Source organism: Nocardia sp. NPDC060259 (assembly GCF_042728775.1).
Lineage (GTDB): Bacteria > Actinomycetota > Actinomycetes > Mycobacteriales > Mycobacteriaceae > Nocardia.
Genome location: NZ_JBHXAY010000009.1, coordinates 34644 through 47582 on the forward strand (window position 1 = coordinate 34644; position 12939 = coordinate 47582).

Sequence of the window (12939 nt, forward strand, 5' to 3'; positions counted from 1 at the left end):
ATTCGGAACCACCGGGTGGATGGATGTGAAATGGTTCGCCGCATGTTCGCGGGAGCACGGCTCCCGCGGTACACGTCAGGCCGGGGCGAGCTGGCCGGCGCCAGGGGCAGGGAAGAAACCGACCTCGATGTAGTGATCGAAGTAGCGGCTGATGACAGCCGCGTCGACCGCCGGGAATTCGATCGGCAGGCCGCGGTAGGGCTCCGCGGGTGCGGCCGACTCCACCGCGCTCAGGACCGTCGCCGGGGTCGCCTGGGCGATGGCTGCGGCGTAGTTGCCGCTCAACGCGGAAGCGCGGGCCAGGATCGGGTCGGCGTCCACGCGTTCGGCGGCCCTGGTCAGAACCAGGCCGAATTCCATCGGGTCGATGAAGTCGAACTGGTAGTCGCGCCGCAGGATTTCCTCGTAGACCACCTGCAACGGCACCTGCGCGCCCGCCGCCCGGTAGATGTTGCCGATCGCGGCGGCATCGCGGGACTGGCGGACGATGCCCGCCGCGACATGGTCCACCGGCGCCATCTCGACACCGATCGCCCGCACGTCGACGGCGACGCCGAGCACCAGCATGGCGCGCAGCATGGTCCACCACGCGTCCTCGGCCGGTGCGACGCCGGTGCTGGAGGCTCCGGTGATCAGGCCGGGACGGTAGACGGCGATGGGGATTCCGCGCTCGATCGCGGTGTGCACCAGCTGTTCGGCCACCCACTTGGTCATCGCGTAACCGGGCAGACCGCCAGGGACACCACTGTCCTGCGGGATACCGGCCAGCACGGACAGCGTCGACACGTAGTGGATCGGCTTGACCCGGGTGGTGGTGGCCAGGCGCAGCACCTCGGTGGTGCCGCCGACATTGGCGTCCCGCATCCGGCCGTACGGCTCGAGATGGTTGACCAGCGCACCGTTGTGATAGATCGCGTCGATCCGGGCCGCCAGCTCGGCGAAGCGCAACGGGTCGATGCCGAGGTTCGGGCGCGCGAGATCGCCTGGCACGCCGACGATCCGGTCGAGGTACGGGGTCACGTCGATGCTGTACTTCGCGGCGGTCGCGACGACCCGGTCCACCGCGCTCGCGTCGTCGGTGGCCCGGACCAGGCAGTGGATGGTGGCGCCGGTCTGCTCGAGCAGTTCGCGCAGCAGGAAGCTGCCGAGGAAGCCGGTGGCGCCGGTGAGCAGGATCGTGGCGGGATCGCCGACGCGCTGGGGTGCGCAGCCGGAGAGGTCGATCGCGGGATCCAGCATCGCGTCGACGGCCGGGTCGGGACCGGCGGCCGAGGCAGAGGACTCGTCGCGCACGGCCAGCGCCAGGTCGCTGACCAGCGGATAGCTGAACAGCAGGCGCAGCGGCACCTCGATGCCGAGGCGTTCGGCGAGTGCCGCGCGGACCCGGATCGCCGACAGCGAGGTACCGCCGAGGACGAAGAAGTCGTCGTCGCGGCCGACCCGGTCGAGGTCGAGGACCTGCGCGAACACCTCGGCCACGATCTCCTCGTCCGCGGTGACAGGGGCCTGGTATTCGCGGATCTCCACGGCGGGCGCGGGCAGCGCCTTGCGGTCGAGCTTGCCGGTCGCACCGAGCGGGAACTCGTCGAGTACCAGCAGCCGGTGCGGAATCATGTACGGCGGCAACAGGGTTCGGATAGCCGCCTGCACATCGGCGACATCGACCGTCCGGTCGGCCGCCGGGGTGACGTAGCCGACGAGCTGTTCGTGGTGCACCGCCACCGCCGCGCCGGCGACGGCCGGGTGCGTGCGCAGCGCGGCCTCGATCTCGCCGGGTTCGATGCGCAGGCCGTGCAGTTTGAGCTGAACGTCGGTGCGGCCCAGGTAGGTCAGGTCACCCGAGGGCAGCCTGCGGACCAGGTCGCCGGTGCGGTACATGCGCTCGCCGACGGGACCGTACGGGTCGGCGACGAAGCGTTCGGTCGTCTTGTCCGGGCTGCCGAGGTAGCCGCGGGCCAGCTGCGCGCCGGCCAGATACAGCTCGCCGGGCGTGCCGACAGGTACCGGTTGCAGCCGGGCGTCGAGGACATACGCGCGAGAGTTCCAGTGCGGCTTGCCGATCGGGACGATCCCGGCGCCGATCTCGGTCACATCGGCGGCGGTGATGGACACCGTGGCCTCGGTGGGTCCGTACAGGTTGTGCAGCCTGCCCGCGGTGGCGGTGGTGAAGCGGGCGATCGTCGCGGTGGGCAATGCCTCACCGCCGACCCACACCGCACGCACCGACCGCAGGGCGCCCGCCGGTGCGGCCTCGAGCAGCATCTGCAGCACCGACGGGACGATGGTGGTGCCGGTAACCCGGTGCCGGGCAATGAGATCGGCCAGGTACGCCGGATCGGTGAGCCCGTGCGCGGCGGCCACGATCATGTGCGCGCCCGCGCGCAGCGGGGTGGCGAAGCCGATCATCGAGGCGTCGAAGGTCCACGGAATCGACTGCAGGACAGTGTCGTCGTCCCCCACCCCGTATTCCCCGACCATGAACGCCGCCTGGTTGACGATGGCCGAGTGCGGCACACCGACGCCCTTGGGCTTGCCGGTCGAGCCGGAGGTGAAGATGACATACGCCAGATCCAGCGTGCGCAACGGCCGCAGCCGGTCGGCGTCGGTCAGCCAGGCATCCGGGAAGGCCGACAGCGCACCGGAATTCGCGACCAGATCCACCGAGACGACCGGCAGGCCGTCGACCTCGATGGCATCGGCCGCGGTGGTCAGCACGCAAGCCGGCCGCGCGGCGGACAGGATGTCGGCGCGGCGTTCGACGGGTGAGTCCGGGTCGATCGGCACGTAGGCGCCGCCCGCGGCGAACACCGCGTACATGGCGACGACCAGGTCGATCGACGGCCGGATCGCGACGCCGACGGTAGCGCCGGGGCCGACGCCGGTGGCCACCAGCAGCCGGGCCAGCCGGTTGACCCGGCTCGCGAGCTCGCTATAGGTGAGGGTCGACTCGGCGAAGGTGACCGCGGGCGCGTCGGGACGGCGCAGTGCCTGCGCGCGGAATTCGTCGAGCAGGGTCGGGTCGGGGACCAACCGCACGTCGCCGGACGGCTCGCTGCGCTCGGCCTCGGTCAGCAGCGGCAGGTCGCCGACGGGCCGGTGCGGTGCGGCGACGGCCGCGCTCAGCAGCCCGGCCAGGCGCAGGCCCAGGGTGGCCATCGTCGACTCGTCGAACAGGTCGGTGGCGTAGCGCCAGGAGCAGCGCAAGCCTGCCGGACCGTTGTCGTCCTCGTGCGGAACGACGGTCAGCTGCAGGTCGACCGGTGCGACCTCGTCACCGAGATCGACCGCCGACACCACCAGATCGGGCAGTTCCAGCCGGGCGCCGCCGAAGTTCTGGAACGACAGCGCCACCTGGTAGAGCGGGTGGTGCGCCTGGGTGCGCGGCGGATCCAGTTCGGCGACAAGACGTTCGAACGGCACGTCGGCGTTGGCGAGGGCGGCCAGGTCGGTCTCGCGGACCCGATCCAGCAGGGCGGCAAAGGATTCGGCGGCGTCGACGCGGGTGCGCAGCACCACGGTGTTGACGAACATGCCGACCAGGTCGTCGAGTTCGGGCTCACCGCGTCCGGCGACGGGGGCGCCCACGGTGACGTCGTCGGTACCGGCGACGCGCGCCAGCAGCACCGACAGCGCCGCCCGCACCACCATGAACAGCGAGGCATTGTGTTCGCGCGCGAGGACTTCCAGCGCCTGATGCACGGCGGGTTCGAGCGCGAAGTGGTGCGCGGCGCCGCGACTGCCCGCGACCGGCGGACGCGGGCGGTCCGTCGGCAACTCCAGCAGGGTCGGGGTGCCGGCGAGCTCGCCGCGCCAGTAGCCGAGTTGCCTGGCCAGCAGCGAGCCGGAATCCTCTGCGGCGCCGAGCATTTCCTGCTGCCACAGGGTGTAGTCGGCGTATTGCACCGGCAGCGGCGTCCAGTCCGGCGCCGCGCCCTCGGTCCTGGCGACGTAGGCGGTCATCAGGTCGCGGGTGAGCGGGCCGAGGGAGAAACCGTCGGTGGCGATGTGGTGCACCACCACGGCCAGCACATGCTCGGACTCGGAGAGCTGGAACAGCGCGGCGCGCACGGGAACTCGCGCGCAGACGTCGAAGCCGCCGAAGGTCAGCCGGGCCAGCTCCATCCGCAGGTCGGCCTCGGCGATCGCGGCGACGGCCACGTCGAGTCCGGCCTCGGCCACCGGCAGCACGCGCTGGTGGCCCTGGCCGTCGTGCTCGGGGTAGACCGTGCGCAGGACCTCGTGCCGTTCGAGCACGTCGTCGAGGGCGGCGGTGAGCGCGGCGCCGTCGAGCGGGCCGGACAGGCGCAGCGCGACCGGGATGTTGTACGCGCTGGAACCGGGGTCGAGGCGCGCCATGAACCACATGCGCTGCTGCGCGAGCGAGAGCGGCACCCGCTCACCGCGCTCGCGCCGGGTCAGCGGCACCCGCACGGCCGCGTCACCGACCAGCGCGTCGAGCGCGGCGGCCAGGTCGGCGACCGTGCCGTGTTCGAAGACCGTCCTGGCGGGCACGCGCACCCCGGTGACCGCGCCGAGGCGGCCGGCCAGCTGGGTCGCGAGCAGGGAGTTGCCGCCGAGGGCGAAGAAGTCGTCGTCGCGGCCGATCGGGTCGGCGCCGAGCAGCTCGGCGAAGACCGCCGCCACGGCGTGCTCGGTGCCGGTGCGCGGCGCTTCGAAGGCGCGGGCGGTGAGCTCCGGTTCGGGCAGCGCCTTGTAGTCGAGCTTGCCGACCGGAGTCAGTGGCAGGCGCTCGATCGGCACGATGGCGGCCGGGACGGCGTGCTGCGGCAGCCGCTGCTCGGCCAGGCGGGTCAGCGCGGCCCGGTCGACCGTGGCACCCGCCGCGGGCACCACATACGCGACGAGCGCGTCGACGCCGCTGGGCAGGGTGCGCACGAGTGTGGTCGCGAAGCGGACGGAGTCGTCGGAGGTGAGAACGGCGTCGATCTCGCCCAGTTCGATGCGGAAACCGCGCAGCTTGACCTGGGCGTCGGTGCGGCCGAGGAAGGTCAGCTGGGGTTCACCGTCGGCGGTGAGCTCCCATTTCACCAGGTCACCGGTGCGGTAGAGCCTGCCGCCGGTGATCGGGTCGGCGACGAAACGAGCCGCGGTCAGCCCGGCGCGCTCGTGGTAGCCGCGGGCAAGGCCAGGCCCGGCCAGGTACAACTCGCCGGGGACCCGATCCGGCACCGGCTTCAAGCGCGCATCGAGGACCAGCGCCGACATGCCGGGAATCGGCCCGCCGATGGTGATCAGGTCGCCGGGGGTCAGCGGATCGCTGATCGAGGCCGCGACGGTGGTCTCGGTCGGGCCGTAGAGGTTGTAGAAGTTGCGGCCGGGCGACCAGCGCGCGATCAGTTCCGGCGGGCAGGCCTCGCCACCGACGACGATGGCGGCCAGCTCCGGCAGGCCCGACCCGTCGACACCGGCGAGCGCGGCGGGGGTGATGAAGGCATGGGTCACCCGCTCGGCACGCAGCAGTTCGGTCAGCTCGTCGCCGCTGTAGATGTCGGGCGGGGCGATCACCATGGTCGAGCTGGCGCCGATGGCGAGGAGCAGTTCGAGGATGCTGGCGTCGAAGCTGGGCGAGGCGAAGTGCAGGGTGCGGGCCGCGCCGGTGATGCCGAAGCGGCGGATCTGCTCGGCGCACAGCCCGGCCAGACCGGCGTGGGTGACGGCGACGCCTTTGGGGACGCCGGTCGATCCGGAGGTGTAGATGATGTAGGCGATGTCAGCGCCGAACATCCTGCGGGTGCGGTCGGCGGCCGACACCGGCGCGTCCGAGGCCGAGGCCAGTTCCTCGCGGCACTCGGCGGAATCCAGTGCCAGCCACCGCAGTCCCGCGTCGAGCCGCGCCGCGTCGGCGGCCAGGGCCAGGCCGAATCCGGCGCCGGAGTCGGCGAGCATGTGCGCGACGCGTTCGGCCGGGTAGCGCGGGTCGACGGGCACGAACGCGGCACCGGTCTTGGCGACGGCCCACAGCGCCACGATCGCCTCGATCGATCGGGTCAGCGCCAGGACGACCCGGTCATCGGGGCCGACGCCGCGACCGATCAGCACCCTGGCCAGCTGGGAGGACTGCTGGTCGAGTTCGGCGTAGGTGATGGTCTGCCCGGCGAAGCTCACCGCGGGCGCCTCGGGGGCGCGCTCCACGGCGGCCATCAGCAGGCGCGGCAACGTGGACACGGGCGCTCGACGGCCCCGCCGTGCGGCGGAAGAGCGGACGCCAGAAGCTTGCTCAGTCACCGGTATGTGTTTCCCTTCACCATCGATCACCCCAGCGATCGCACTACTCGAACGTCGCCTGGACTCTCGGCTACACCGGGGTATCGGGAAATTCCTGCGTGACGGTACCGCAAATATCTCATCAATTTCGGACCAGCGGCAATTTAGGGGTTTCAGTTCGGACCGACTGGGCATAGGGCAACCGTCCGGTATGTAACCCAGGTCATACGCAGGAAATACGCAGTGCGAACGACCTCGCGGCGGACGTGACCTTTTCACATTTTGCGTCGAATCCCGCGCCGGGCTGGACCTGCGAATCTTCCGCTACCCACCATCGGGAAACGCCTTTACCGGAGACCGCGAACGCGATCCCCGGTAGCGGACGAGCAGATTCGAGCGGAGTTACCAGGCAGTAGCGGACGCTGTTTCCGGTACCCGCCGATCGGCCGACGGATCTTGCACGCGCGTGTTCCCCGCTTCGATCCATTCGGTGTCGAGCACGCCGTGGCGCGAGCGGTCGGCGCCGCGCACCGCGGCCTCACACCGGCGAGCCAGATCGCGCCGATCCACGCCGGGATACTCGAGCGGCTCGAGCACGATCTCGGCGGTCATGCCCTTGCTGCGCAGCACACGCTTGGCCGAGTCGGCGAAGGTGTCGTCACCGACGAAACCCGGGACGGTGCATGGCACTCCGTGCCGGTCCAGATAGCGCAGCCGGACCGGCTGGACCGGGGTCGTCGTATCGATCGCGGCCTGGAACATGGCGGGCCGCATCGAACCGTAGGCCCGGCCGCACCAGGTGGTGCCCTCCGGGAAGACGGCGATCCGGTTACCCTCGGCGAGCCGTTGCGCGACCTGGCCGACCACACCCGGCAGTTCACGCAGCCGCGCCCGCTCGATCGGGATCACCCGGGTGAGCTGCGCGAGCTTGCCCAGCACCGGCCAGTCGACCATGTCGGCCCTGGCGACGAAGCTGACCGGCTGTACCGCGGCCAGCGAGACCACGTCGACCCAGCCGATGTGGCCGGTCACGACCATGACCGCGGTGCCGGGGTCGGCGAAACCGGCGTTCGACGCGCCCTGCCCGGCCGCGCGGTTGTCGACGATGCGCAGCCGCATCCCCAGGCAACCGAGCGCGGCACGGGCGTAGCGGCGCTGCAGGTTCTCGCGCCGCGACTTCGGGGTCGCGGCGGTCAGCACCGGGAAGGTGAGCACGAGTCCGATCACGCCGGCCAGCCGGGCGAGGACTCTGGCGGTACCGACCTCGTCGATCGGTTCGATGCAGCGAGACCCACAGGGGCTCGACGGCATCCACGAGTGCGATGCAGTGGCGGGCGGCGCGTCGAACACCATGGCGGTTACTTCCCGTCGAAATTGGCGGCCGCGCTCTGCAGCCGCTCCAGATACCGGGTGTTGATGGTTTCCATGCCGAGCAGGGCGACGAAGTCGGCGACCGCGAAGTCGGGGTCGTGCGCCGGTTCGCCGCAGATCTCGGCGCCCAGGCGCAGGTACCCGCGTAACAGCGGTGGCAGCTTGGGCCGGCTCGGCGGGGTCAGCTCGTCGAGGGACAGGCCGTCGACGACGACCGGGCGGTACGGGTGCACGCGGCGCTCGGGGTCGCACGCGTGGCGGCCGAGCAGCATGTCGCGCACGCCGCGCACGTTCACACCGGCCGGGTCTTGGGGGCTGTCCTGCATCGGCACCGAGACGCAGCCCATCACCCAGTCGTAGCCGGTGAGCTGGATGTAATGCAGGATGCCCGCCCACATCAGGGTGAGCACCGAGCCGTTGCGGTGATCGGGCACCACGCAGGCCCTGCCCATCTCGACGATCCGGTAGCCGGTCGGGTCGAGCTGGGTGAGATCGAATTCGGTCGCCGTGTAGTACCCGCCCGCGGCGGTCACCTTGTCCGGCGGCAACATCCGGTAGCAGCCGACGAACTGCTCGGTGAACTCGTCACGGACCAGCAGGTGGTCGCAGTGCTCGTCGAATCGGTCGGCGTCGAGGCCGGTCCCGTTGTCTGGCATCTGGAACCCGGGTTCGGAGGCGAAGACCTGGAATCGGAGTCGCTGGGCGGCTTCCCTGTGCTCGGCATCGGACGCGACGACCAGAGAGTACCGAGACTTCCCCACCCCGGAGTCCGGCGCCGGCGCGGTCAACACGGACGAAATTGTCATACCGCTGATGAAGCCAGTCCGAGCTGGCATCGGGGCGACGCATCGGTGTCGTGTCGATGCCCGTTCGGTGAACGAGACTCCCATCACACCGCGCGTTCACCGATGCGCTGCTTATCGTTCGCCCACCTGCGGGTTTCTAGCCGAAGAGTCCGGTTCCGGGGCTGAATCGGGCTGCGAGATCCGACCTGGCGGCCCGCATTCCGATGGCCCGGAACGGCGATCGGCCCGCCGTCGCACGGCGGGCCGATCACGGTGTTCCTCAGGCGGCCGATCGCGCGGGTTCGGTGCGCTCGCCGGTCCGCTCGGCCTCGTCGAAGCCGGGGCGGGCGGTGCCGATGAAGGCGACCAGCCACGACGCGACCGCGGCGAAGCGGTTGCGGAAGCCGACCAGATACATCAGGTGCACGGCCAGCCACATCCCCCAGGCGATGGTGCCGCGGAAGGTGATCCGGTCGTTGAGCTTCACGACGGCGCTGAAGCGGCTGATCACCGCCATGCTGCCCTTGTCCCAGTAGACGAACGGCGTGCCGGCGTCCTTCTTGCGCCGGATGATGTCGGCGGCGTGGCGGCCCTCCTGCATGGCGACCGGCGACTGGCCGGGGTAGCCGTTGAGCGAGGTCATGTCGCCGATGGCGTAGATGTCGGCGTGGCCGCCGACGGTCAGGTCGGGGTTGATCAGCAGCCTGCCCGCGCGGTCGGTCTCGGCGCCGGTGGCCTCGGCCAGCAGGGCCGCGAATCCGCCCGCCTGCACACCGGCCGACCACACCACGGTCTCGGCGGCGATGCCGCGCTCGATGCCCTCGGCATCCTTGACCGTCACCTTGCCCTCATCGATATCGGTGACGAAGGTGCCGAGCAGCACCTCGACGCCGCTGTCGGTGAGCGAGCGCTTCGCGTACTCCGAGAGCCCGCCGCCGAACGGGGGCAGCACCGCGTTCGCGCCCTCGACCAGGGTCACCGAGACCTCCTGGTGGAAGTGCCGCTTGGCGAGCTCCTGGATCTGGCCCGCCACCTCGACGCCGGTCGCGCCCGCGCCGACGACGACGAAGCTGAGCAGCCTGCGCCGGGTCGCCTCGTCGGCGTTCTCGGCCGCGGCGAACACCGAGGCGATCTGGTCGCGCAGGCGCTGGGCGTCGTCGATGGTCTTGAGCGAGAAGGTCTTGTCGGCGAAGTCGTCGCGGCCGAAGTAGCTCTGGCTGGCGCCGGTGGCGGCGATCAGCGAGCCGTAGCTGATCTGACGGGTACCCTCGGCGGTCTCGTAGGTGAGGACGGCGGCGTCGGCATCGATACCGGTCACCTTGCCGAGCCGGACGTCGGCTTCGGGGTGGCGGCGCAGTACGTTCTTGATCGGCGGGGCGATCTCCTCCGGCGCGAGCACGCCGGTCGCCACCTGGTAGAGCAGCGGCTGGAACAGGTGCTCGGGCGTGCTCGAGATCAGAACGTAGTTGATTCGTGACTTGCTCAGTTGCTTGGCAGCGGCGAGTCCGCCGAAGCCCGAACCGACGATGACGACATCCGTGTGTTCCATGATCGCGCGCTCCAAGATCGGTAATGAGTCCTTTCATATGAGTAAACGCGATGCGGAACGCAGATGTTTCCGGTGTTTGGGCGCATACTGAAGATGACTCTTATCTGCATAACTAATAAATAGGAGGTACCTGGTGGAACTTCGCCAGTTGGCGTACTTCGTGGCGGTGTGCGAGGAGCTCAGTTTCAGCCGCGCCGCGAGCCGCTGCTTCATCTCCCAATCCGCGATCAGCCACCAGATCGCGAGACTCGAACGTGACCTGGGCGCGCAGCTGTTCGAGCGCACGACCCGCGCCGTCGTCCCCACCGACGCGACCCTGCGCCTGCTGCCGCTGGCCAAGCAGATGCTGAGCCTGGAATCGGCGATCCGCGCCGCCGTGCGCACGACCGGCCCGCGCGTTCGCCTGGCCGCGAACATGTCCTTCGCAGCCCCCTCGCTCTCGGCGATCGCCGCCGCCCGCGCGGTACACCCCGACGCGGAGATCGAGTACGTCATCAAACCGTTCCGCCAGCGCATCAATGCCGTGGCCGATGGCGACTGCGATCTGGCGTTGATCCGCGGCAGCGTGGACCAGCCCGGCCTGGCGGTCGAACAGCTGTGGGTGGAAGACCTGGTGATCGCCATCTCCAGCAGTCATCCGCTGGCCGGACGCGGCGCTGTCACTCTCGCCGACCTCAGCCCCTATCCCCTGCTCCTGCCGCCTGAGCAGGAGCAAGTCCTGCTGCACACGTTGATCCGCTCGGCCTTTGCAGACCTGCCCACCGGACCCACCTTCGGCCCGCCGATCCCCCCGGACCACACCGCCACCATGGAACTGCTCAACCGCCCCGAGTCCTGGACGATCCTCTACGAGGGCCCCACCAAGGGGCTGCTCACCCTCGACCTCACCGACCACCGGCTGCGCATCCCGGTTTCGGCGGTGCTGCGCGAGGAGGCCAGGCAGAACCCGATTGTCCACACACTGCTCCAGGCGCTCCGCCGGCGCTGAGCACAACGATCCGACGCGGGTCGGCGTGAAACGAAAGCCGGGCCGGGCGCTCGATTACCGCCGCTGGGTGCGCAGTGCGTTGCGGTAGCGGAGCCAGCGTCTGGTCGACGGCGACGCCGCACAGGCGACCACCGCCGCCGCCAGAACACCCACAGCGGCGGCGCCAACGGTGGTTTCGTAGTACGAGCCGAAGGGCGCGGCGATATGCCTGCCATCCAGCACATCCCGGATCGCATCGGTGAATTCCGTTGCGCTGCCGAATCTCTCGTCGCGCCGCTTGGCCATGGCCCGCGCGATCACGCCGTCGACCGCGGGTGGCAGATCGGGCCTGGTCACGATGTGCCGCGGTACCGGCTGCGAGAGGTGGCCCAGCACGGCTTGCCCGGGGTTGGTCGACGCGTACGGCGGGTGTCCCGCGTAGGCGGTGGTCGGCGATGGGCCACACGGTATCGGGGTTCGCGATGCAGGGGGAAACATTCGGTGCGGAAGCGGAGGCTAACCGGCGGGCGGGACGGCCAGTGCGTGCGCGACGGCCAGGTGCAGCGGCAAGGTCTCTTCGTCCTCGTCCTCGACCGACCAGATGATCTCCTCGATCGCGCGCAAGAAGGCCCAACCGTGGGCGCGGTCGGCCGGGATGTCGAGGTCACGTGCCGTCGCGGCGATGACGGCACGCGCGTGCTCGGGGGTCGGCGCGGCCTGCACCTGGATCATGATCAGGAAGCCCGCGTCGAAGGCCGCCTCGCCGAGGTAGGGCTTCGGATCTATCAAGAGCCACGGTTCGCGTTCGGCGGCAACGATATTGCCGAGGTGGGTGTCGCGATTCACGACGAGCAGTTGGCCCGCCGGGACAGCGAGCCGCGCGCACCAAGCCAGTGCCTGCTCGCGCAGATCTTCCGGAAGCACCTCGGCGAGTTCGGGTTCCGGCTGCTGGAGCTGTGACGTCCACTGCTCGATCATGTCGGTCGCTGTCGGCAGCGTCGGATAGCCCTCGGGAACGCCGACCGGCTCCCGCCGCAACCGGCGAAGTAGCCCGCATGCCAAGCGGACCCGGTCCGCGTTCTCCGGCCTGCCCTCCAGACTCGGAAACCCCGGCTGCTCGAGCAACGGCGCCCCCGGCCGCGCCCACTCCATCAGCATCGCGCCACTGTCGGCATCGAACCGGTACAACGCGACGGCCCCGTCCCCGCCGTAGCAGTACAACCCGGTCGCCTCCGCGATGTTCTCCTCGTCGACCACCGGCACCTTGAGCACCGCCACCGACCCGTCCCCGCGCCGCACCGGCGCGACGAACGCATGCGTCCCGCCCTCGAACGCGAGGCCGATCACCGTCAACTCCCAAGCCCCACACAGCTTTTCCACCAGCCCGGGCAGGCCATCGAGCCACCGCTCCCCCTCGGCCCCGAACACCTCCCGCACCGTCTCCTCGACCTCCGGCGGCACCTCGATCGGCATAGTCGTCACGCACCCACCCTGCCACGCATCGTGAAACTTGCTCGACAGCCCGTACCCGGCCTGCAATCCTGCGCAGATGACCGAGACGCCGCTCCCCGAAGTCCCCGCCGGTTACGAGGTCTCCGCCGAGACCGCCCGCATCGACGCGGCGCGGGTACACACCTGGCTGTCCACCGACTCGTACTGGGCCATGGGCAGAACCCGCGAGCTGCAAGACCGTGCGATCGCGGAATCACTCAATTTCGGGGTGTACGACAGCGTCTCAGGCGAACAGGTCGCCTACGCCCGGGTGGTCACCGACCGGACAACCTTCGCGTGGCTGTGTGACGTGTATGTGGATCGCGCGGTGCGCGGCAAGGGTATCGGTGTCGCGTTGATCGCCGCCGTGCGCGACCACCTCGCACCGTACGGCCTGCGCCGCGTCATGCTCGCCACCCACGATGCCCACCCCCTGTACGAGAAGTTCGGCTTCGAGCCCCTCACCGACCCCGAGAAGTGGATGGTCCTCGGGGGCCCGGTGAACACCCCCGACAACCTCTAGCCGATCCGGCGGCGGCACCTCGATCGGC

8 protein-coding genes are annotated in these 12939 nt (G+C 70.1%); 2 read left to right on the forward strand and 6 right to left on the reverse strand.

Features of this window, described 5'->3' with window-relative positions; translation table 11 throughout:
* Positions 1 to 75: 75 nt before the first annotated feature.
* The 4 genes from ACFWF2_RS06445 to ACFWF2_RS06460 all read right to left on the reverse strand — a co-directional run bounded on the left by ACFWF2_RS06445 (position 76) and on the right by ACFWF2_RS06460 (position 9930).
* Positions 76 to 6186 (reverse strand): amino acid adenylation domain-containing protein, encoded by a 6111-nt coding sequence (locus ACFWF2_RS06445; RefSeq protein ID WP_379305238.1) that lies wholly within the window; start codon positions 6184 to 6186, stop codon positions 76 to 78.
* Between the two features lie 441 nt (positions 6187 to 6627).
* Positions 6628 to 7578, reverse strand: a complete 951-nt coding sequence (locus ACFWF2_RS06450; protein WP_379305240.1) for a lysophospholipid acyltransferase family protein — start codon at positions 7576 to 7578, stop codon at positions 6628 to 6630.
* A 5-nt stretch (positions 7579 to 7583) separates the two neighbouring features.
* Positions 7584 to 8402, reverse strand: coding sequence for a GNAT family N-acetyltransferase (locus tag ACFWF2_RS06455; protein ID WP_379305242.1), 819 nt, complete (start codon positions 8400 to 8402; stop codon positions 7584 to 7586).
* Positions 8403 to 8661: 259 nt separating this feature from the next.
* Complete coding sequence (locus tag ACFWF2_RS06460) at positions 8662 to 9930, reverse strand: NAD(P)/FAD-dependent oxidoreductase (protein ID WP_379305244.1); 1269 nt, start codon at positions 9928 to 9930, stop codon at positions 8662 to 8664.
* A 133-nt stretch (positions 9931 to 10063) separates the two neighbouring features.
* On the opposite strand from ACFWF2_RS06460, the gene ACFWF2_RS06465 reads away from it, so the two are divergent.
* The gene (locus tag ACFWF2_RS06465; protein ID WP_379305246.1) at positions 10064 to 10918 is read left to right on the forward strand and encodes a LysR family transcriptional regulator; all 855 of its coding nucleotides are present in this window, start codon (positions 10064 to 10066) and stop codon (positions 10916 to 10918) included.
* Positions 10919 to 10972: 54 nt separating this feature from the next.
* On the opposite strand, the gene ACFWF2_RS06470 is transcribed toward ACFWF2_RS06465, so the two are convergent.
* Complete coding sequence (locus tag ACFWF2_RS06470) at positions 10973 to 11254, reverse strand: hypothetical protein (RefSeq protein WP_379305248.1); 282 nt, start codon at positions 11252 to 11254, stop codon at positions 10973 to 10975.
* Between the two features lie 159 nt (positions 11255 to 11413).
* Complete coding sequence (locus ACFWF2_RS06475) at positions 11414 to 12370, reverse strand: aminoglycoside phosphotransferase family protein (protein ID WP_379305336.1); 957 nt, start codon at positions 12368 to 12370, stop codon at positions 11414 to 11416.
* Between the two features lie 76 nt (positions 12371 to 12446).
* On the opposite strand from ACFWF2_RS06475, the gene ACFWF2_RS06480 reads away from it, so the two are divergent.
* A complete protein-coding gene (locus ACFWF2_RS06480; RefSeq protein WP_379305250.1) occupies positions 12447 to 12911 on the forward strand; it encodes a GNAT family N-acetyltransferase in 465 nt (154 codons plus the stop codon).
* The last annotated feature ends 28 nt before the right edge of the window (positions 12912 to 12939 follow it).

What these genes read in the sequence shown, in the direction of transcription:
- ACFWF2_RS06450 (WP_379305240.1), bottom strand. Translation starts at nt 7,578, where the DNA reads ATGGTGTTCGACGCGCCGCCCGCCACTGCATCGCACTCGTGGATGCCG.
- ACFWF2_RS06455 (WP_379305242.1), bottom strand. Translation starts at nt 8,402, where the DNA reads ATGACAATTTCGTCCGTGTTGACCGCGCCGGCGCCGGACTCCGGGGTG.
- ACFWF2_RS06460 (WP_379305244.1), bottom strand. Translation starts at nt 9,930, where the DNA reads ATGGAACACACGGATGTCGTCATCGTCGGTTCGGGCTTCGGCGGACTC.
- ACFWF2_RS06475 (WP_379305336.1), bottom strand. Translation starts at nt 12,370, where the DNA reads ATGCCGATCGAGGTGCCGCCGGAGGTCGAGGAGACGGTGCGGGAGGTG.
- ACFWF2_RS06480 (WP_379305250.1), top strand. Translation starts at nt 12,447, where the DNA reads ATGACCGAGACGCCGCTCCCCGAAGTCCCCGCCGGTTACGAGGTCTCC.